This window comes from Bacteroides sp. HF-162 (genome assembly GCF_015679285.1).
Lineage (GTDB): Bacteria > Bacteroidota > Bacteroidia > Bacteroidales > Bacteroidaceae > Bacteroides > Bacteroides uniformis.
Genome location: NZ_CP064937.1, coordinates 1,958,866 through 1,979,773 on the forward strand (window position 1 = coordinate 1,958,866; position 20,908 = coordinate 1,979,773).

The 20,908-nt window shown below is 45.8% G+C and carries 15 protein-coding genes and 1 pseudogene; 5 read left to right on the forward strand and 11 right to left on the reverse strand.

The features are described 5' to 3' along the window. Positions 1–26: 26 nt before the first annotated feature. Positions 27–2,270, forward strand: coding sequence for a GH92 family glycosyl hydrolase (locus tag ITJ87_RS07760; protein WP_117601114.1), 2,244 nt, complete (start codon positions 27–29; stop codon positions 2,268–2,270). 78 nt (positions 2,271–2,348) lie between these two features. Here ITJ87_RS07760 and ITJ87_RS07765 read toward each other — a convergent pair whose 3' ends face one another. The 9 genes from ITJ87_RS07765 to miaA form a co-directional block, all read right to left on the reverse strand. Beyond that, complete coding sequence (locus tag ITJ87_RS07765) at positions 2,349–3,875, reverse strand: ATP-binding protein (RefSeq protein WP_117965964.1); 1,527 nt, start codon at positions 3,873–3,875, stop codon at positions 2,349–2,351. 440 nt (positions 3,876–4,315) lie between these two features. Beyond that, positions 4,316–5,200, reverse strand: a complete 885-nt coding sequence (locus tag ITJ87_RS07770; protein ID WP_117965967.1) for a TraB/GumN family protein — start codon at positions 5,198–5,200, stop codon at positions 4,316–4,318. A gap of 78 nt (positions 5,201–5,278) precedes the next feature. Beyond that, positions 5,279–5,791, reverse strand: a complete 513-nt coding sequence (locus tag ITJ87_RS07775; protein ID WP_117601111.1) for a C40 family peptidase — start codon at positions 5,789–5,791, stop codon at positions 5,279–5,281. Beyond that, complete coding sequence (locus ITJ87_RS07780) at positions 5,788–6,597, reverse strand: ABC transporter ATP-binding protein (RefSeq protein ID WP_117965970.1); 810 nt, start codon at positions 6,595–6,597, stop codon at positions 5,788–5,790. The genes ITJ87_RS07775 and ITJ87_RS07780 overlap by 4 nt, the downstream gene beginning before the upstream one ends. Before the next feature lie 25 nt (positions 6,598–6,622). After that, positions 6,623–8,110, reverse strand: a complete 1,488-nt coding sequence (locus ITJ87_RS07785; RefSeq protein WP_117965973.1) for a DUF5687 family protein — start codon at positions 8,108–8,110, stop codon at positions 6,623–6,625. Between the two features lie 80 nt (positions 8,111–8,190). After that, positions 8,191–11,019, reverse strand: coding sequence for a pitrilysin family protein (locus ITJ87_RS07790; protein WP_117965976.1), 2,829 nt, complete (start codon positions 11,017–11,019; stop codon positions 8,191–8,193). A 103-nt stretch (positions 11,020–11,122) separates the two neighbouring features. After that, positions 11,123–11,923, reverse strand: coding sequence for a 3-deoxy-8-phosphooctulonate synthase (kdsA, locus tag ITJ87_RS07795; protein ID WP_117601107.1), 801 nt, complete (start codon positions 11,921–11,923; stop codon positions 11,123–11,125). Positions 11,924–11,946: 23 nt separating this feature from the next. Further along, on the reverse strand, positions 11,947–12,873 hold the full coding sequence (locus tag ITJ87_RS07800; RefSeq protein ID WP_005828845.1) for a diacylglycerol kinase family protein: 927 nt from the start codon (positions 12,871–12,873) through the stop codon (positions 11,947–11,949). A 65-nt stretch (positions 12,874–12,938) separates the two neighbouring features. Next, entirely contained in the window at positions 12,939–13,856 is a 918-nt protein-coding gene (miaA, locus tag ITJ87_RS07805; RefSeq protein WP_117966033.1) for a tRNA (adenosine(37)-N6)-dimethylallyltransferase MiaA, read from the reverse strand. A 628-nt stretch (positions 13,857–14,484) separates the two neighbouring features. On the opposite strand from miaA, the gene ITJ87_RS07810 reads away from it, so the two are divergent. Further along, complete coding sequence (locus ITJ87_RS07810) at positions 14,485–15,777, forward strand: MATE family efflux transporter (RefSeq protein WP_034523111.1); 1,293 nt, start codon at positions 14,485–14,487, stop codon at positions 15,775–15,777. 14 nt (positions 15,778–15,791) lie between these two features. Next, positions 15,792–16,412 carry a CatB-related O-acetyltransferase gene (locus tag ITJ87_RS07815; protein WP_005828836.1) on the forward strand — a complete coding sequence of 207 codons (621 nt, stop codon included), beginning with the start codon at positions 15,792–15,794 and terminating at the stop codon, positions 16,410–16,412. Positions 16,413–16,422: 10 nt separating this feature from the next. On the opposite strand, the pseudogene ITJ87_RS07820 reads toward ITJ87_RS07815, so the two are convergent. Continuing rightward, a pseudogene (locus tag ITJ87_RS07820) lies at positions 16,423–18,482 on the reverse strand (3'-5' exonuclease). Between the two features lie 127 nt (positions 18,483–18,609). Here ITJ87_RS07820 and ITJ87_RS07825 point away from each other — a divergent pair. Further along, positions 18,610–19,194 carry a nucleotidyltransferase domain-containing protein gene (locus tag ITJ87_RS07825; protein ID WP_117965979.1) on the forward strand — a complete coding sequence of 195 codons (585 nt, stop codon included), beginning with the start codon at positions 18,610–18,612 and terminating at the stop codon, positions 19,192–19,194. Between the two features lie 2 nt (positions 19,195–19,196). On the opposite strand, the gene ITJ87_RS07830 is transcribed toward ITJ87_RS07825, so the two are convergent. After that, positions 19,197–19,961, reverse strand: a complete 765-nt coding sequence (locus tag ITJ87_RS07830) for a LuxR C-terminal-related transcriptional regulator (protein WP_009037034.1) — start codon at positions 19,959–19,961, stop codon at positions 19,197–19,199. A 167-nt stretch (positions 19,962–20,128) separates the two neighbouring features. On the opposite strand from ITJ87_RS07830, the gene ITJ87_RS07835 reads away from it, so the two are divergent. Further along, positions 20,129–20,593, forward strand: a complete 465-nt coding sequence (locus ITJ87_RS07835) for a DUF2867 domain-containing protein (RefSeq protein WP_005835508.1) — start codon at positions 20,129–20,131, stop codon at positions 20,591–20,593. The last annotated feature ends 315 nt before the right edge of the window (positions 20,594–20,908 follow it).

A 20,908-nucleotide genomic window follows, 5' to 3' on the forward strand; every position in this document is an offset into this window, starting at 1 on the left:
AATAAAGAACAAATCCCTACTATATTATGAAACGACTGATTACTTTCTGTATCATCTCCTTTGGAATGCTCACGGCATCTATGGCTGCGGAGAAGCAACCGACGGACTATGTGAATCCTTTTATTGGTACCACCAACTTCGGCACTACAAATCCGGGAGCCGTCTGTCCCAATGGAATGATGTCCGTAGTGCCCTTCAACGTGATGGGCTCGGAGGACAACAAATACGATAAAGATGCCCGCTGGTGGTCCACTCCCTATGAGTATCACAATTGTTTCTTCACCGGATATTCGCATGTCAATTTGAGCGGTGTGGGCTGTCCGGAATTGGGTTCTTTGCTGCTGATGCCCACTACGGGAGAGTTGTCCGTGGATTATAAGGAGTATGGAAGCCGCTATAAGGACGAGCAGGCATCCCCCGGATATTACAGCAACTTCCTGACCCGCTACAATGTGAAGACGGAAGTGACGGCAACTCCCCGCACGGGTGTGGCGCGTTTCACCTTTCCTGCTGGGCAAAGCCATGTACTGCTGAATCTGGGCGAAGGTCTGACCAATGAATCGGGAGCTTTTCTGCGTCGGACGGGTGAGTGCGAGTTTGAAGGTATGAAGCTGCTGGGTACTTTCTGCTATAATCCGCAGGCCGTTTTCCCCATCTACTTTGTGATGCGTGTCAACAAGCAGCCTGCTGCTTCGGGCTACTGGAAGAAGCAACGCCCCATGACCGGTGTGGAGGCCGAATGGGATCCCGATAACGGACGCTACAAACTTTACACCGGCTACGGGAAAGAGCTGGCAGGAGATGACATCGGCGCTTACCTTACATTCCATACTGAAGAGGGCGAGCAAGTGGAAGTACAGATGGGAGTCTCTTTTGTGAGTATAGAGAATGCCCGGCTCAATTTGGATATCGAGCAGCAGGGAAAGAACTTCAGCCAAGTGCTGGAGGAAGCCCGTCGTTGCTGGAACGATGACCTCTCGCGCATCCTTGTGGAAGGAGGTACGGAAGAGCAGAAAACCGTTTTTTATACGGCACTCTATCATACGCTGATACATCCCAATATCCTGCAAGATGTGAACGGGGAGTATCCCGCTATGGAGAGTGACAAAATTCTGACCACCAAAGGCGACCGTTATACCGTCTTTTCCTTGTGGGACACTTACCGCAATGTGCACCAGCTTCTTACGCTAGTATATCCCGAACGGCAATTGCAGATGGTGCGCTCCATGCTCGACATGTACCGCGAACACGGCTGGCTTCCCAAATGGGAACTCTACGGCCGTGAGACGCTGACCATGGAAGGTGACCCTTCCATCCCCGTCATCGTCGACACCTGGCTGAAAGGTCTGCGCGACTTTGACATAGAACTGGCCTACGAGGCCATGCGCAAGGGAGCCACCCTGCCGGGGGCGGAGAACCTGCTCCGTCCGGACAATGACGACTATGTGTCATTGGGATATGTGCCTCTGCGGGAGCAGTATGACAATTCCGTTTCACATGCCCTGGAATACTATATTGCCGACAATGCCTTGTCGCGCATAGCTGCTGCGCTTGGCAAGAAGGAGGATGCCCGTCTGTTCCACGAACGTTCGCTGGGCTACAAGCATTATTACTGTAAGGAGTACGGTACTTTCCGTCCCATCTTGCCGGACGGAGAATTCTATGCTCCTTTCAATCCTATGGAAGGTGAGAATTTTGAGCCCAGCCCCGGCTTCCACGAAGGCAATGCTTGGAACTATACTTTCTATGTTCCCCACGATGTGAAAGGGCTTGCCCGGCTCATGGGTGGAAAGAAGCCGTTTGTAGACAAGCTTCAGCGCGTGTTCGACGAAGGGCTGTACGACCCTGCCAACGAACCGGACATTGCATACGCCCATCTTTTCTCTTATTTCAAGGGTGAGGAGTGGCGCACGCAGAAAGAGCTGCACCGCCTTTTGCAGAAGTATTTCAAGAATGCCCCCGATGGAATTCCCGGCAATGATGATACCGGAACGATGTCCGCTTGGGCTATCTTCAATATGATGGGCTTTTATCCGGATTGTCCCGGAGAACCGGCATATACGCTATCTACTCCGGTATTTGATAAAGTAACCATAAAGCTCGACCCTAAGTATTGGGGACGCGACCAACTGGTAATAGAGACGGAACGTCCGTCGGCAGAATCTCTATATATCCGCGAGATGAAGCTGGGAGGAAAAAAACTGTCCCGATATCGTATCACTCATGAAGAACTGGTGCAGGGAGGTAAACTGCAGTTTAGTCTTCGATAGGTATTGTGAGTCAGGATAACATCGGTGATGGTTTAGGTTGCCCGCTGTTGACAGAGTTCATGTCAGTGGCGGGCTTTTCTATGCAGGTTGGCTTCCGGCAGGTTGATAGGGTATTTCGAACCAGAATTCGGAACCTTTCCCCGGAATAGAGCTGACACCTACTTTTCCGTTCATTTTCCCGGCAATCATGGTGCAGATGGAGAGTCCGAGGCCCGTGCCTTGTTTAAAGCTGTTTAGCTTGACAAAGCGTTCGAATACATCCTTTTGCTTTTCGGGAGGAATGCCGCACCCGGTATCACGGACAAAGAAGCGAATCCTGTCTTCTTGCGGCAGGTGATAACCAATGTCGATGAAACCTTCTTCCGTATGCTTGAGGGCGTTTGACAGATAGTTGTTCAGTACTTGCCTTACCCGCTTGGGAATGGTATGAATGCTACAGCAATCCGTACCGGGGAGGAGACGTATGCAGACTTTGGGCGGAAGTTTCAGTTTTGCCATCGTCTGCATTTCATCAAGCGCCTTGTTTACATCCATATCTCCTTCTGTGAATTCGAGAATGCCGGCTTCGATGCGTGACAGGTCGAGAATATCATTAATCAGTTGCAGCAGCAGTTGGGTGTTTTCTTCGATGATATGTATGTATTCCTTTGTATCTTCGTCTTGTATATAATCGGAAAGTATGGAGGAGAATCCGACAATGGCGTTTAGTGGAGTACGTATCTCGTGGCTCATATTGGCAAGAAAAGCCGATTTCAGGCGGCTGGCTTCTTCTGCTTTCTCTTTGGCTGCCAGTAGTTCGGTGATATCCAGTGCAGAACTGACAATCCATCTCTCTTTTCCTTTGTTGTAGGACACCAGCGTTTTGTGAAACGACAGAACATACTCTCTGCCTTTGGGATTGACAAAGTGTTTGATGTAGGACTGGGGAGTTTCCGACTCTTCGACTTCTTTGTCTGTCTCCTGAATGAAATTATCTTGCATTAGGGGTTTGAACTCCTCTTCATAGTGTCCCACAATATCCTCAGCGGGGACTTCCATCATCTCTGCCGCTTTTTTGTTCCATATCAGGTAGCGTCCTTCGTCGTTTTTGTCTTTTACTGTAGTGGCGATGGGGAGGTTCTCCAGAATACTTTCAAGGAAGAAACGGTATTTTTCGTTTTCCCGGCGTTGGACTTCATCTTCCGTAATGTCGCGTATGAAGGCCATGGCATAATTTCTGTTGAGGTAGACCATGCGCACTGCGATATATAGTTCTTCACTACTTTCCACTCTTATCTTTAGGATCAGGCTGTCCGAAGTGCGGGTATTCAGTACGCGTAACAGCGACGTCATGTATTTCCGGCATTCATCGGCGTCTGTCACTAAATTATTGATATTTAGAACTCCCGAATTCAGAAATGGAAGTCTGTTCGCCTTTTCGGTAGGTGTATTAAGTAGTTTTACGACAATACCTTGTCTGTTCAGCAGATATACTGGAATGTCTATTGCCCGGATAATCTGTCTGTTCAGACTTTTGTATTTATGATTTATCCAGTATAGAAAGCTTGCAGATGTAACGGCAATTAACAGAAATAACTGTACTTCTCCAAATAATGTAAGATGCATACGCGGTGTCTTTCATTTCGTCTGTCCTCATTGACGAAGGTTATTATATAAAAAGCGCGAGGACTGTTATTGTCTATCTGCATTCGAGGCTCTGGAAAATGCCCACACCGTTAATAGACAACAGCCCCCACGCCTAAGTATATAATAACATAGACGTGAAGAAACTGTTGCTATTATCCTGCGGTGTTTAAGAGAATTTTCCAGATTCCGAATAGCAGGGATAATAACTTTCGCTTCTTGCGTTCTTATCGAATCGAGTCAAAAGTGACGTTATCACTATAACAGCCAAGACTTTGGTGCAAAAGTAGTATATTTTTCGGGATGTACAGTATGATGAGGACAATAAAGTGTATATGCAAACAAAGCGTGATGGTATTTGACCGTCACGCTTTGTATAGCCTGCCATTAAAAGTTGTTGTTAGAGAGAATTGTTAGAGGATTTATTTCATGGCTTCTATGGTATATCCTTGTTGTTTCAGAAGGTTCAGCACTCCATTGTCTCCGGGCAGGTGTCCGGCACCGACTACGAAAAGGGTGGGGGCTTCCGTCATGATGGCAGGCATCTTTTCAACCCATGCCTTGTTGCGGTTGTCCAGCATGGCTTCCATCTCTCCGGGCAGCGGGTCGCATGAATTGCCGTCGCGCTCTTCCATCAGTTGCAGCATGGCATCCAGATCCTGCTTTTCATAAGCGGCAATCAGGCGCTTGCTTTGCTCGATACCTTTCTCGATGTCACTGATAGCGCAGTAGAGGAGGTTTGCCTGGCGTTGCAGCGTCTGGCTGTTGAACAGAATGTCTATTTGTGACTGGGCTGTTTCCAGACCGCCAACTTTCTTGCCTTGCTGTCCGGCCTGCTGCTGGAAGTAAGTGTCGAGCTGTTCTTGCGGGTTGAAGCCCGGAGTATGTTTCATGTAGAGCAGGACGACAAGCTGCTGGTTGATGGCAGCCGGTTTCAGTTGAGCAAGCATGGCGATGTCTACCATCATATTCTCTTTTACAACTTTACCCACTTCTTCGTATTGCTCGGGAGTAAAGAGGCTTTGCAGCGTGGTGTCTTTGGGCATCATCATCTGCTGTTGCATGCTTTGCATGAAGGTGGGAGTCGCCATTTCGCTCATCACGACCTCACCGTAGACTTGGGTGGTTTCGTTCATGGCCTGCGGCATGGCGGCGATGCTGTCCTTGATGCTGAGTGGAGAGAGATGGTAAGTACCGAAAATATAGGATGGTTTCTCTAATCCTTTACCGGATACTTTCCATAAAAGTTGTGCATTGGCACTCAGCGCAATGCTGATGAATACGAGGATGCCTAAAAGTTTCTTCATTGTTTTCTTCTTTTAATTGTTTCTGGACTATCAGTCGGGAAAGAGTAAAGAAAATCACAAGAAGGGAAAAAATTAGTATCATTTTATTCTTCCTCCGCAGAGCCAGTGTTGGGTGTAATATTTTTCCCGGAGGTTGCTGACTATGACTCCCTGGCTGGTACTGGCATGTATAAATTTGCCGTCCTTGAGGTAGATACCTACGTGTGCCACTTTTTTGCGGGAAGCACGGCTGGTGAAGAACACCAAATCTCCCTCACGCAAGTTGCGGCGGGAGATTTTGCTGCTCTCTTTCAGTTGCCCGTCTGTGCTTCTCGACAGACGGGTGTGGTAAACTTTCTTATACAGTTGCGATACCAGTCCGGAGCAGTCTGTCCCCCGCTTGCTGTCGCCACCAGCACGATAGGGGGTGCCTATCCATTCGGAGGCATGGATGTACAGCTTGTGGTTGTCCTGCAGTTCAATATCCACTCCCAAACGGACGGATGCCTGTGCCAGGGCTTTGTAGTCCAGGCGTGGCGCGGAGGTATGGCAGGAACTTAGACCTATCAATATGATGGTAAAGGCTACTATATAAGAAAGATATTTTTTCATGCTTCCGAGTTTTTTTCTTCTACCGTTTTATCTTCTTTTTCCGTTATTTCTTCTACGGCTGCTTCTGCTTCTTCTACCGTTTCTTCTACCACGGCTTCTTCCTCCACGCCGACGTTGAAGTAAGCTTCCAATTCCTGTTCGGCAGAGTTGTTCTCATTTCGTATATCGCGGATAATAACACCGTTTTCTAACAATGCAATACGCGGGCAAACGTCCACTGTGTGGTTCAGGTTATGGCTGGAAATGATGACAGTGGCTCCGTGTTCTTCATTGTATCTTTTCAGCAAGTGTTTGATTACGGACTGTGAACTGGGGTCAAGGAAGTTGAACGGTTCATCCAGAATCAACAGTTGCGGATGGTGGAGCATGGCGGAGATGATGCCGATTTTCTGCTTGTTTCCGGCAGAATAGTTGCGGATGAATTTCTTCTGGCCCATTACCTCGCCGTTCATGAAGCGTTCGAAGGGAAGCAGGCGTTCGTCTACCTCCTCTTTCTTCAGACCGTACATCTTGCCGATGAAATAGAAGTATTCTTCGGGAGTGAGGTAGTCTATCAGGAAACCGTCGTCTATAAAGGCTCCCGTGAAGTTCTTCCAGTCCTCACTTTTGCTGACGTCAATGTCATTGATGGTTACATTGCCCCGGTCTGCCTGTAGTAAGTCAAGAATAAGGCGGAAGAGGGTGGTCTTGCCTGCACCGTTGTTGCCTACCAGTCCCAGCATATCGCCTTGCCCGATGGTGTAGTTCTCTATATCTACGGCTTTTTTTGTGCCGAAATTCTTCTGTAAATTGTTGATGCGTATCATGTTAGTGATTGATGTTTAATGATTTCTATTTCTGTCTACTGTCCCTGAAGCCTTCCATATTCTTGTAGCGGCGTTTCATGAGTCGGTGATATACATTCATCAGCCAGAATTTGGAAGTGGCGATGAATGCCACGCCGATGCCGATAAGTATCCAGGGGGTGACCTCTTTGCCAAAGATGGCATTCAGTGCAAAAAGCAGCAGTAAAGGTATGCCGAAAGCACCTCCTGAAATCAGATTCTGCAGACCGGTGCCTATATTCTGCCGGCTGGTCATCTTTGAATTCAGGTCGGTAGTCTTGTTGTTGTAGACTGCCAGTTGGAACAGACAGCAGTATACGGCTCCCGGAATGAATATCAGCCATGCAATGCAACCGAGTACGGATACCTTCCCGGTAACCATACCGGGAATCATCAGAATCGTAGGAATGAGCAATGCAATGCTGTACAGTATGTATTTGGCACGCAGCAGCGAGTAGATAGATTCCTTGCGGCTCATCAGTCCGTCAATGTAATTGCCTTCGTAACCCATCAGTGTGCTGAGGAACATGATGCCGAAGATAATGTAATTATAAAGGACGAAGAAATCTCTCAGACCTCCGTCATACACATCGGAAAAGCTAATGATACTACTGAACATTATCACTACACCGGTGATGGAATAGAGCGAACGCTTACAAATCTTGTTGCGTAGCAATAACTTGAGTTCCAGTCTCATGTATTCGCCTATTTCGCCGTAGCGGTCGAGGAATTTGTATTCGGATACATGTTTTATCCGTGTATCTTCCACTTTGTTCAGTTCATTGTAGATGAGTTTCTGCATCAGGGTGCGGTTGATGAACCACATGAGGGCGATGGCAGCCAGTACACCGATGAATGACAGTATATTGCCGGTGATGAACCCTTCTCCCAGATTGACAAAACAGTCGAAAAGCGGACTGTTGTCCGGAATGAATAGTGCGGCGACAATGCCACCATATACTACTACTGGTAATGCCAGCCACCAGATGCGCTCACCCATCAGTGTGCGGCACAACAAGAACCAGTAGTTATTGAATACCATCAGCAGCCAGATGCCAATGCAATAGGTCAGCACACCACTGATTCCATAGAATTTGGTGACGGTGATGATGGAAAACGGAACAAACAGAAACAGCCAGAACAGATTGAAGCCATCCAGTCCGGAACGGATCAGCAGGAAGTCTATAAGACGATTCCGTTTGATGGGAAGCAGCAGGTAGGGCTTCACTTCCTGGGTGGGTGTTTTTTGGAAAGGCAGGCGTATCAGGAAATCCAGCACAAGGACAAATATCAATCCGGAGTTCATTACGTGATAGGCTTCTGTGGCACCACCGTCAAAGGCGAATGCAAAGGTCGTACCGAAGAATATCAGGTAACCGGCCCAGAAGACGAACATGAAGTACATCCAGAATTTTCCGAATTTACTTTTTTCGTACATCGGATTTCGTTTTTCCGCCAGTTTTCCGTGCTTGCGCAAATCTAAGAAAAGACTCATAGTATTTGTATATATAGAGTTTGTATAAAAAAGGCTGCGCTGCCTTTTAAACAACGCAGCCTTCTGTGTGTATGGCTCTCTTATTCTTTGTCAGGAGTTTCAGGACTGATCATTGATACCTCAATCTCATTCTTCTGCTTGAACAAGTCGTCGGTGAACTTCTGGATGTCCTTCACGGTAATGCTGTTGACTATCTGTTCGTAATCCTTTATCGGATTCATACCGGTGAACAGGTATTCGTCAATACTTCCCAGCCAGTAGCTGTTCTCCTTCAAGTCTTCGGCGTGTTTTTTCAGCATGAACTCCTTCACTTTATTCAGATCTCCTTCCGACGGACCTGCTTTGGCGATGTTGTCGAGTTCTGTAAAGATAATCTGCATCAACTTTTCTCTTTTTGCCGGAGCGGTTTCGAATATAATCTGCAGAAGGGCCTTTTCTTTCGGATATTTGCTTAACTGGCCGCCTACATATACACCGTAAGTGCCACCTTCGTCTTCACGTACCTTGGCTGTATAAACCAAGTCAAGAATCTGGCTGGTCATATCCAGCAGGATGTCATTTTTCAGGTCGTACTTGCAGTCACCGCTCAGCAGGACAAAATTCGACGCTTTAGCAGTTTCCTGCTTCCTTACGAACTCATTCTTGTAAATTCCTTGGCGCATGTCGACTTTATTGTCCTTGAATGTTTCCTTGCGGTTGATGGCAGGCAGTGCACCCAGGTACTCGGCGATGAGCGGTTTCATTTCCTCCACATTCACATTTCCTACAAAGATAAAGGTAAAATCGCTGGCATCTTTGTAGCGGTCTTGATACATAGACAGAATCTTGTCATAATCCATCTTGTCAATCATGTCCGCCTTTATTCTAGCTCTTCTGGGATGGTGCATGTAAATACCGGCCGAGACAGAGTCACTGAACGCCACCTGGGGATTCATTTCCATATTTTGCAAAGCAGCTTTGTTGCGGTTCTTGTAGGATGCAAAGGCATCGTCGTCACGGCGCGGGGCGGTGAACGTCAAGTAAGTGAGCTGCATCATTGTCTCGAAGTCTTTCGGTGAACAGCTGCCATTGACGGTTTCTGTCTTGTCACCGATACCATAGCTGACGGAAGCTTTCTTGCCAGCCAGAACTTTTTCCAGGTCTACGGCACTGAAATTACCCAGACCACCGACACTCACTGCATCCAGTCCGTTGATGTTGATGATTTCCGAGTCGGGGAACAAGGAACTGCCGCCCAGGCTGACTCCCTTCATGCGGATTTCGTCTGCCTTGAAGTCTGTCTTCTTGATAATGACCTTGACTCCGTTGGAGAGTGTCAGCGTTGTAGTGCTGAATATATCGTCTGTCTGCTCGGATACAATCTTTCCGCCTTTCGGGGCTTCGGCCATCAAAGGTTCATCCGATACCTTGTCTACGTAGGCAGTCAGTTTTTCAGCTTTAATATCTTTCAGTATCTTCTTGATTGCATCTTCTGTCGGCATTTTCAATCCTTCCTTATCCGGACCGAGAATTGCGACTACCTGGTTACTGTCTGTCACGAGGGCTTGCATCATCTGGTTCAGTGCGGCAACCGGAATGGCGGGAGCTATCTGATTGATGATGGCGTATTCGTTTTCGATGCCTGGAATCGGTTCGTTATCGAGGAAATGACGGACATATTCATCCACGTACTCTTCATTCTTGCGTTTGTCACGCTCGTTATAAGCAGATTCCAGTTGGCGCAGATATTCGGCACGGGCACGGTTGTATTCCGTTTCCGTAAAGCCGAATTGGCGGGCGCGTTCTGTTTCGCGCAGGAGAGTGGCTATTCCATTTTCTATGGCATCTTCCTTGCAGACAACGACACCGGTGAAGGCATCTTTGGTTTTGGCAACAAAGAAATCATCGTCATAAGTGGCGGCATATATATAAGGAGGATTGGCGGTCTGTACCAATTCGTTCAGACGCGCATTCAGCATATTGTTGATGAGCGTGGTTGCATAATTCTGTACCAGATAGCCCATGTCGCCTTTCTGCTCGTCAGGAGTGGCTTCGTGCTTGTTGAAGATGAGGGCTTGTACATTGGACTGTTCCTTGTCCTGATAAACCAATACGATAGGCTCCTTGTTGTCGTTTACCGGATAGTACTCACGTTTGGCAGCATTGGGCTGGGCGGGAATATCAGAAAATATTTTCTTGATTTGGGCTTCGATGGCATCCACGTCTATATCGCCAACTACCACAATACCCTGAAGGTCCGGACGGTACCACTTTTCATAGTAGTCTCTCAAGGTTTGCGGTTTGAAGTTCATAACGACCTCCATCGTTCCGATAGGGAAACAAGTGGCATACTTCGTTCCTTCGAACATGACCGGAAGCATCTTCTCCTGGAAGCGTTGTATGGCGCTCATACGGGTGCGCCATTCTTCGTTGATGACTCCGCGTTCCTTGTCTATTTCCTTCGGGTCCAGAGTCAAATCGTTACTCCAATCGTGCAGAATCAGCAAGCAGGAGTCGATGGCTCCCGGAGTAGTGACCGGCACATTGGAAATGTTGTATACGGTTTCGTCTACGGAAGTATAGGCGTTCAAGTTCTCACCGAATTTCACCCCGATACGCTCCAGGTATTGTTTCAGTGCATCACCGGGGAAGTGGGTCGTTCCATTGAAACACATGTGTTCCAGGAAATGGGCAAGGCCGCGTTGGTCGGCTTCTTCTTGAATGGAGCCTACCTTTTGGGCAATGTAAAAGTCGGCCCGGTTTGCAGGCTGGCTGTTCTTGCGGATATAATAGGTCAATCCGTTGTCCAACTTTCCGATACGGACATTTTTGTCGACCGGGATAGGCGGCATTTGCTGTGCAAATACCTGCTGAAAATTGCAGCAAAGAATTAACGCTACAATCCATAAACCGCGTAATAGATGTTTCATATTATTATGAATTTAAATTGTTCTTGAACTATCTGTCGGACAGCCCTTAGATAAATCACAACTTCTGTTGTTTTTTTCGGATTCCATTCCGGATAAATGGAATTTATCTGACTGCTTCCCGGATGCGGACCAATTTGGTCAGCAGGTCTTCCAGCAGGTCGAGTTTCAGCATGTTGGCGCCGTCACTCTTGGCTACGGTGGGATTTTCGTGGGTTTCGATGAACAGTCCGTCTACACCTACGGCAACACCGGCTTTGGCTACGGTCTCGATAAGTTGCGGCATACCTCCCGTGACACCACTGGTCTGGTTGGGCTGTTGCAGGGAGTGGGTTACATCCAGGATGACAGGGAAACCGAAGGTCTGCATTTCGGGGATGCCGCGATAGTCGATGACCAAATCCTGATAACCGAAAGTAGTTCCGCGTTCCGTCAGCATGACGTTCCTATTGCCTGCTTCCACTACTTTATCAGCCGCAAAGCGCATGGCAAGCGGAGAGAGGAACTGCCCTTTCTTGATGTTGATGGTTTTTCCGGTTTTGGCGGCGGCTACAAGCAGGTCTGTCTGCCGGCAGAGGAAGGCGGGAATTTGCAGAATATCCACATATTCGGCAGCCATGGTGGCTTCTTCGGCGGCATGAATATCGGTTACGGTAGGTACTCCGAAAGTGGTGTGCACTTTTTGCAGTATCTTCAGCGCCTTTTCGTCACCGATACCCATAAAGGAATCCAGGCGGGAGCGGTTGGCTTTGCGGTACGACCCTTTGAATACATAGGGGATTTGCAGTTTTTCGGTGATAGTCACGATACGTTCGGCAATGCGCATTGCCATTTCTTCTCCTTCGATGACACATGGACCTGCCAGTAAGAAGAAGTTTCCGGCAGGATTATTCTTTAATTCAATCATAGGTTGTTACTGATTAAGTATTTTCAATTGGGTATAATCAATGTTATTGCTTCATGCAGTACGCTGATGTCCAGTGGAAAATGACGGTCGAGAATACGTCCGTCCAAATCGACAGAGGCATTTTGCGCACGCAGCACTTTTACTTTTTGCGTACGGTAGGGCATCACTACCTTATGGTTCAGAATCCGCCCTTGGATAAGCATCCACAATCCCGACCATAGTTGCAGCAATTCGGGACGGTAAATGACGGAAACATCCAGCCAGCCGTTATAGGGCACTGCACTAGGCGCCTGGCCGTATCCCCACGCACTGCCTATGCAGACAGTCATGATGCGTCCGCGTATATGCTCGCCGTTTATCTTGAGATGCATGCGGTACAACTTACGTTCGAAGATAATGGATAGCAGTGCCATGAAGTAAGAGAGGAACTTCACTCCCCAAAAACGCTTGCACTGGTCGGTGATTTTCACGATACGGGCTCCCAGACCTATGTTGATGGCATTGAGAAAGTAGCGTGTCAGATGCTTTTCACCGTCGTAATAATAGCAGGTACCCACGTCTATTTTCCGGCGGCGGTTGTTGATGATGCAATCCACCGCTTTCTTGTAGTCCGAACTCATTTCCCAATAGTCGGCAAAGTCATTTCCTATACCATTGGGGATGATGCCGATGGCTATATTCTCCTTGTCCGGTGCATTGGAAAGCATGATGCCGTTAATGACGTCATTCAGTGCGCCGTCACCGCCTACTACAACAATGGTGCGGTAGCCGTTGTTGGCAAGGATACCTGCCAGACGCTCTACCGAACCGAACCCTTCGGACTGCACATAGTCGTAAGGCACACCTTTGCTGTCCATGTATTCTTTGATTTCTTTCCACCGTTTCTGCACTTTCCGCGTTCCGGCCTTGGGGTTGTATATTACTCCCAACTTTTCGGGTTCTGCACTCATGATTCTATTTACAATTTGACTATTTACAGTTTACGATTTAAATCACCCGGTTCTTCATCATTTCATCATCCTTCCAACTTCTTCTTTACAAAAGCTATCTTTTCTTCCATCGGCCATCGGGCATTCATCCAATGGATGGTAAATCCACGCCGTTCCATACCGCGGAACCAGGTCATCTGGCGTTTGGCAAACTGGTGGATGGCTGTTTCCAGTTGCGTGAACATCTCTTCATAGGTCAGCTTGCCGATGACATAAAGTGTCAGATACTTGTATTCCAGTCCGTAATAGATGAGGTCATCCGGTTGGATGCCTTGCTCTATCAGACGGCGCACTTCGTCTATCATTCCTTCTTCCAGGCGCTGGTGCAGGCGGCGGGTGATTTTCTCCCGACGCAATTCCCGGTCGATGTCCACACCTATGATGAGGCTGTTCATCTGGGGGAAGGAACGTTCGTCTACTGGGGTATGGGCATAATACTCTTCGATTTCGATGGCTCGTATGGCACGTTTGGCTGTGTCCACGTCCGTAGTATTGTGCAGGCTTTTGTAACCTTTCAGTATGTCGGTCAGTTCTTCCAGCGATTTGTCCGCCAGACGGGTGCGCAACTCAGGATTCTCGGGTACGGGCAGCAGACGGTAGCCTTTCAGCACTGATTCGAGATACATTCCGGTTCCTCCACATACAACGGGCAGGCAACCTTTTTGTTTAATAGTCTCGTAAGCATTCAAGAAATCACGCTGATACTCGAAAACATTGTACTTATAGCCCGGGTCGGCTATGTCGATGAGGTGATAGGGAATCTGTTTCCCGTCGACGGTATAGTCGGCAAGGTCTTTGCCGGTGCCCAGGTCCATCCCCCGGTAGATTTGCCGTGAATCGGCACTGATGATTTCCGTATGGAGTTCGGCGGCCAAGGCGGCTGCAAATGGAGTCTTTCCTGAGGCGGTAGGCCCTAATATGGCGATTAAATCATAGTCTGGCATATATAAGTTCTTGTTAATCTCATTACAAAGATAGTGCAAACCGAATGCAGAATAAAATGAACTCGTTCATTTTTTATGCTGAGGTGCAGCCTATCTTCGTGTTAGTGCAAAGATAATGCAAACTGGGAGTATAATGGAAAGAACTTGCTTATTTTTTTACGTGATGCTATACCTCCTTTTCTATTTTGAAGCAGAAAAAGTGAAAAAGGACGTGAAAACGAGCATTTATCTTATTAAAATGTGTTATGAAACATGCTTTTTTTCTTGGAAAGTTTGTCAATGTCCCAAAAGTCCGTACATTTGCAATGTGTTTTTCATAGTATTAGATTTAAGGTTAACAAAGGTTGGAGTACAGCGGTACTCCTTTTTTTATGCCCTAAACTGAACTTTGGCACATTTTTTTCTGTACTTTTGCACTATATCTTGAATGAACAAACATATTCACCTTTTATGAAGCTCTGTATATAGCTACGCTCAACGAATAGCCCTGCTTGATAAAGCTATTCAGCTATTTGGCAAGCGATGCCCCGTTTGCCATAGAGATTGTATATCCTTTTATTCATGAATTTGCAGGATAGCATGCTGTACTTGTACAGTGTGTTGTTTTGTGCTATTTTATTGTTGAGCAATGCATTATACATATAAACAGATATGGCTTATCAACTTTCCGGTAATGATGAGCATTTTGATGGAGCAGCTGATAAATATAACCGATGCTGTTTTCTTAGGTCACGTTGGCGAGGTGGAATTGGGAGCATCTGCCATTGCAGGGATTTATTATTTGGCGATCTACATGCTTGGGTTTGGATTTAGTATCGGATTGCAGGTGATGATTGCCCGAAGGAATGGAGAATGTGATTATGGTAAGGCTGGGAAGATATTCTTTCAAGGTTTCTTCTTTTTATCGGGATTGGCCATTTTGCTTTGTCTGCTGATGCAGGCAAGTTCTCCTTTCATATTGGGAAGGTTGATTTCCTCACCGGAGATTTATCGGGCTGTAATTCAGTATCTGGACTGGCGCAGTTTCGGTTTGCTGTTTTCGTTTCCGTTTTTGGCTATCCGTTCTTTTCTTGTGGGAATAACATGCACTCGGGCATTATCGTGGGCTGCAGCCGTTGCAGTAGTGATTAATATTCCTTTGAATTATATTCTGATATTCGTTGGAGGACTGGGAATATCGGGAGCTGCCATTGCTTCTTCTCTGGCAGAGATGGGTTCTTTGGCGATGCTTCTTTTCTACGTATGGCTGAAAATAGATAAAGGGAAATATGGATTGAAACCGGTATATGACGGAAAGCTGTTGGTAGATGTGCTGAGCTTGTCGGTATGGAGCATGCTTCATGCCTTTATCAGCGTAGCTCCGTGGCTCTTGTTTTTTGTGGCGGTGGAACATTTGGGTAAAACGGAATTAGCCATTTCCAATATTACGCGAAGTGTATCTGCTGTCTTTTTTGTAATAGTCAATTCTTTTGCGGTCACTACGGGTTCGCTGGTCAGTAATGCGATTGGGGCTGGAGAAAGGAGGGCTGTTTTCATTATCTGCCGTAAGATACTGAGGTTGGGCTATTCTGTTGGATTTCCACTGATAGGGGTAGCTGTATGCTGTAATCGCTTGATAATAGGAATCTATACAGATAACGAACTGTTAACAGAGCAGGCTTTCATCCCTTTTGTTGTGACGTTGCTGAATTATACCTTTGCCTTGCCAGGCTATGTATATCTCAACGCAGTTGGAGGGACCGGTAAAACCCGGATTACTTTTCTTTTCCAAGTGACTACCACTGTCGTGTATTTGGGGTATCTTTATTGGTTAAGCGCTTGCACTCATGCATCCTTGGCTATTTACTTAACGGCAGAATACCTTTTTGTGATTTTGCTGGCACTGCAATCGGTTTTCTATTTAAGAAGTAAACAATATTAGAAACATATCGAATTATGATGACTAAAATATATCCGCGTACGGGAGATAAGCAAACCGTATATCTTAATGCTGTTGTAAAGGATCCTCGAATAGAGGTTGGTGACTATACTATTTATAATGATTTTGTAGCTGACCCTTTGTTGTTCGAGAAAAACAATGTGCTGTATCATTACCCCATCCATCAGGAGAGGCTGGTTATTGGTAAATTCTGTTCCATTGCTTGCGGTACGAAATTTCTGTTCAACTGTGCCAATCATACGTTGAAATCTCTGTCTACTTATACATTTCCTTTATTTTACGAAGAGTGGGGATTGAAGAAATCGGACATAACGGATGCATGGGATGACAAAGGAGATATTATAATAGGTAATGATGTTTGGATTGGTTATGAAGCGGTGATAATGGCTGGTGTTCATATAGGAGATGGGGCGATTATTGGTGCACGTGCTGTTGTGACTAAAGATGTTCCCCCTTATACAATTGTAGGGGGAACTCCTGCCAAAGAAATCAGGAAACGTTTTGATGAGGATGTGGTGAAGAAATTATTGCGGCTGCAATGGTGGGATTGGTCGATTGATGAGATACGCTGTTACTTGCCGCATCTTGTACAAGGCTGTTGGGATAGATTTCCTTAATAATCCATCATCAGTGAGTTGCCGGTCTTGCCTCGTGAAATGTCAAGGTTAGGCGGTGCATAGCTCTGGTTACAGCTACATAAAGCATACTCTTGTCAATCTCCGAACGGTAATTTCTCTCATCCGTCTGTGGAATAATGACTTCGTCAAACTCAAGCCCTTTTGCCATGTGGGCAGAGGTGATGACGATGCCTTGCACAAATGCGGAGCTTTGACTTGATAGGAAGCTGATATCATTGGCATATGATTTCAGCATGTCTGCCATCTTCCTGGCTTGCTGCTCCGTCTTGCATATGATGCCAAGAGACTTATATCCGGATTTCCGGTAAGTGGAGATTAGCCCCATAATGCCGGACAGTTCTTCTACGGCACTGCCGAACTGCAGGATTTGTGGCTTTCTCCATGCCGGGCAACCGGTTCCAGCTCTGCGTTAGGATGAATCTTTTGCGCAAAATCCGTAATCTCGAAGGTGGAACGATAACTCTTACACAATTTCATGATTTCACTTGCAGTAAGTGACTTTTGGATAGTTTCTGCTGTGGATGAGCCATAAGGATTCACGGACTGTCCTGCATCGCCCAACACGGTTTTCCGGCATGGAAAGAGTTTCTGTATTACCTTGTACTGTATGGGCGAATAGTCCTGCATCTCATCTATCAACAGATGTTTGACTCTGAATGGCTGGTTCCCGTTTCCCTCCAATGCCAAGTGTAGGTATGCCAGCGGTGCCAAGTCTGAGTATTCGAGTGTATGTCCCTTTCGCATTTTGAACATTCCGGGATTATTTGTCCATTTAAAGAAATCTTTGTAGACTTGAATGTCGTTATTGCCTGCAAACATTAGTCTGATTTCTTTTTTCAAAAGGTTTCTGCCGGCGGTGGTTACCGTAAAGGCGTATTGTATTTTCAACATATCCAGCATATAATCAGCCATAGCATCAAATCGTCGGCGTATGGGATAACGGTTGAAACGTAGGTACTGTTCTTCAATAAACGGGGCAGGTATGGTGATGTATTTGGTCAGCTTCACGTCTGCTGCCTTGAAGTAGGTGTTCTCTATGTGGAGGATAAACTTGTCAAGCTCTGAAATGAAGCCGAAAGAGGCTTTATAGGCTATTCTGTTGATGAGGCTTGAGGATGGCTTTTCTAACAGTTCATTCACTAGCCCGAAGTATGTTTGGTACTTATATTTGTGTTCCAACACTCCGGAGAGTATTTGTTCCATACTGGTTTCGGGCACGGTTTCTTCCCCAAGTTCGGGGAGGACGTTGGAGATATAATCGGAAAACACTTTGTTGGGGGAGATAATCAGAATATCTTTTGATGAGATGCTGTCTCTGAAGGTATAGAGCAGGTAGGCTATGCGGTGCAGGGCTATGGATGTTTTTCCAGAGCCGGCCACTCCTTGAATAATAAGCGTGCGGATATCTTCGTTGCGGATAATCCGGTTCTGTTCCCGTTGGATGGTGGCAACGATATTTTTCATCTTGTCATCTGCATTGGAACTTAACTCTTTTTGCAGAATGTCGTCATGGACGGTCAGGGCACTTTCAATCATAAATTCCATTTTGCCGCCCCGAATTCTGTATTGGCGTTTTAGGGAAATTACTCCTTTAATCTCTCCCGATGGAGACCGATAGCCTGCTTCTCCTAATTCATGGTCATAGAACATGCTCGAAACGGGTGCTCGCCAGTCATGGATAAGGGTAGCTCGACTTTCCGGGTCATAGAAGGTATGGATACCTATATAGATAGGCATCACTTTGCTGTTTTCTTTCTTTTCCAAAAAATCAATTCGTCCGAAGTAAGGAATGGCAAGTATCTTGGTGAGCCGCTTATGCTTGTTGATTACACTTTCCCCCAAGGCAAAATGGTTCAGGATGCTTTCGCGCATGGAGCGTATCTCGTGTGGGTCGATGTCTTTGTTGGACCAGATATAGTCTTTGTATTCTGCCAAGGTGTCGACGTGGTCTTTCACGGATGCGTCGGTATTACCGATAACCTTTTTCAGAAAACTGATTATTTGCTTTAAATATTCTTTCTCTTGTTTCTCTGTTTGATTGAATGCCATAATTAGTTGTTGCTAAAAGATAAGACAGTGTGCAAAATTAGTGTATTGTATCAAGAAGGGAAATGGCTATTTATAGCTATATACTGGGAAGTTTTATATCTTTGCACATTCAAAAAAGTGGAGGTAAATGGACATTCATGAGCTTGCAAGGCAGAATCAGCAATCTGCATGGAAAGTATTGGAAGATACCTGTATTATTGAAGCATGGGAGCGCATTGGAGCAACCGTTCATTTGGTGGGCTCACTCCGTACCGGGCTGTTGGCGAAAAGTAGGGATATAGATATCCATATTTATACCGATAGGTTGGATGTAGGAGAGAGCTTTTCGGTCATCCGGGAACTTGCGGAACGGTTGCCTTTGCAGGAAATACAATATAGGAACCTTATCCATACGGAGGAAGAGTGCATGGAGTGGCATGCTTTATATAAGGATAGAGAACAGAATACTTGGAAGTTTGATATGATTCACATCCGGAAAGGTTCCAGGTATGATGGTGTTGTAGAAAAGGTGACTGCCGCTATTGCGGAGCGCCTTACTCCTGAAATTAGGAAAACGATATTGCAAATCAAATTCGATGTGCCGGATGGTGTAACGATTCCAGGTATAGAGATTTATCATGCTGTCTTTACGGGAGGTGTCCGCACTTATAAGGAGCTTGAAGAGTGGCGCAAAACAAATCGGTTGGCGGACAGTCTCGGTTGGCTTCCGTAATCTTAGAGGTAGATACCAAGATTTTCTACTATATGGATGGCTTCCATTATATTGTTGGCATCTAACTTGCTTAGGATGTTTTTCCGGTGATTGTTCACAGTATAGATGCTCACTCCCAGCTGGTGAGCGATTTCCTTGCTTAGAAAACCTTGTCGGATGAGTCGTAATATTTCTTTCTCCCGGTTGGATAATTGTTTGTCAGGAGAAACAGTGCATGTTGGAAGCATCTCTCCCGTTTTTCTGTTCACCACCGTCCGTTTGATTCTTTCGATAGGGGTCTGGTCGGGAAGTATGTCCATTACTCCCATGATTATCCAGGCTTTACCATTCCGGTCTGTTTCTATGACTTGTTGCCGGCTACTTACATTGATATACTGTTGCCGTGCATTCAACATACGGAATTGAAATATTTGCCGGTAGTCATTTCTTTCTTCCGGTGGGAGTGAGTAGATGAACTGTCCATGCTCGATTTGGCATTCCGTGAGTTGCATTCTGTCATCAGGGTGTATTCTCTCTTCCAGTAAATCGCCTTGTTGCCTGATTGTCTTTATCCAAGTGGGATTGTATCCGAAAAGATGGGCAAAACTGTCGGATGCAAAATCGTATCTCTCTTTAAATACGTCAACTGTAAAAATACAGCTCTGACTCATTTGTGAGAACGCTTGCACGGATATTCTTTTCTTGTTCCATAAATCATAGTCCACATCGGGACCGCTAATCTGCTGTCTTGCCCATAATTCTTTGGGAGTTGTCTTGTTGGTAGTCATGGAACAAAGATAACTGATAATTTTCTTTTGAGCTTTATCTTTTACGGGATAATATTATTTCTAAGAATATGTTGTAGGGTTGGATTAAGTGGCTACCTTTGTAGGCCGTGTCATTGGGGACGCCGTGAATGAAAAGCAAACGAGTAATAAATTCAATATGTGATAAGATGAAAGATATACCGGCAGACAGCTTAATAAAGAATTATTTTCCTGTAGATTATATAGATTCTTTTTCTAAAGTGATGGTCACTGGGCAGGCTTTGACACCGGAAGATTTTCGCAATCTTGCCTTCAGCCGATTTCCTAAGTGGATTGGTTGGCTCATGAATTTCAGGAATGCGATTGTAAAGCCATTAGGACTGGATACAGCAACCAGATTTACAGATATGGTCTTGGATAAAAATCTGCATGAAGAAATTCTCGGAATGCCGGATAAGCATCTTGATTTCCATGTGTCCATGTGGTGCGGGGAATATCACGAAGGAAAACAAGAACTTCGGATTACTACTGTTGTGAAGTACAATAATTGGCTGGGAAGGGCATATTTCTTTATTATCAGACCTTTTCATGGGATAATAGTAAAGTCTATCTTAAAGCATGTTGCTGGGGATAGGGGGAGTGGGTGTAAATAAATACTCCCATTGAAATATTATCATTTCAATGGGAGTATTTATTTGAGTGGTGCCACCAGTAACCGAAAATCGGTTTGTATAGCACTATTTCTCAATAAGTTATATCTTTATTACGATGTTAGTCCCTTGAATAAGGTTTTCACAACTTTGCACCGTTCAACACAAGTTTGTGTCTTAGGTTCGATTTCTGCGTGCAAAGGTAGATATTTATTTGGAATTATCAATATTTCCAAGAACTTTTTTTGTATTTACTGCTAAAAGTCTGTTTGAATTTTGTTCAGTATTCTTTTAGGAGTTGTTTTGAGGATTTTTCTC

Excerpts from the sequence above, each read along its gene's own strand:
- ITJ87_RS07760 (WP_117601114.1), top strand. The coding sequence starts at position 27 with ATGAAACGACTGATTACTTTCTGTATCATCTCCTTTGGAATGCTCACG.
- ITJ87_RS07765 (WP_117965964.1), bottom strand. The coding sequence starts at position 3,875 with ATGCATCTTACATTATTTGGAGAAGTACAGTTATTTCTGTTAATTGCC.
- ITJ87_RS07770 (WP_117965967.1), bottom strand. The coding sequence starts at position 5,200 with ATGAAGAAACTTTTAGGCATCCTCGTATTCATCAGCATTGCGCTGAGT.
- ITJ87_RS07775 (WP_117601111.1), bottom strand. The coding sequence starts at position 5,791 with ATGAAAAAATATCTTTCTTATATAGTAGCCTTTACCATCATATTGATA.
- ITJ87_RS07780 (WP_117965970.1), bottom strand. The coding sequence starts at position 6,597 with ATGATACGCATCAACAATTTACAGAAGAATTTCGGCACAAAAAAAGCC.
- ITJ87_RS07785 (WP_117965973.1), bottom strand. The coding sequence starts at position 8,110 with ATGAGTCTTTTCTTAGATTTGCGCAAGCACGGAAAACTGGCGGAAAAA.
- ITJ87_RS07790 (WP_117965976.1), bottom strand. The coding sequence starts at position 11,019 with ATGAAACATCTATTACGCGGTTTATGGATTGTAGCGTTAATTCTTTGC.
- kdsA (WP_117601107.1), bottom strand. The coding sequence starts at position 11,923 with ATGATTGAATTAAAGAATAATCCTGCCGGAAACTTCTTCTTACTGGCA.
- ITJ87_RS07800 (WP_005828845.1), bottom strand. The coding sequence starts at position 12,873 with ATGAGTGCAGAACCCGAAAAGTTGGGAGTAATATACAACCCCAAGGCC.
- miaA (WP_117966033.1), bottom strand. The coding sequence starts at position 13,856 with ATGCCAGACTATGATTTAATCGCCATATTAGGGCCTACCGCCTCAGGA.
- ITJ87_RS07810 (WP_034523111.1), top strand. The coding sequence starts at position 14,485 with ATGCATTATACATATAAACAGATATGGCTTATCAACTTTCCGGTAATG.
- ITJ87_RS07815 (WP_005828836.1), top strand. The coding sequence starts at position 15,792 with ATGATGACTAAAATATATCCGCGTACGGGAGATAAGCAAACCGTATAT.
- ITJ87_RS07825 (WP_117965979.1), top strand. The coding sequence starts at position 18,610 with ATGGACATTCATGAGCTTGCAAGGCAGAATCAGCAATCTGCATGGAAA.
- ITJ87_RS07830 (WP_009037034.1), bottom strand. The coding sequence starts at position 19,961 with ATGACTACCAACAAGACAACTCCCAAAGAATTATGGGCAAGACAGCAG.
- ITJ87_RS07835 (WP_005835508.1), top strand. The coding sequence starts at position 20,129 with ATGAAAGATATACCGGCAGACAGCTTAATAAAGAATTATTTTCCTGTA.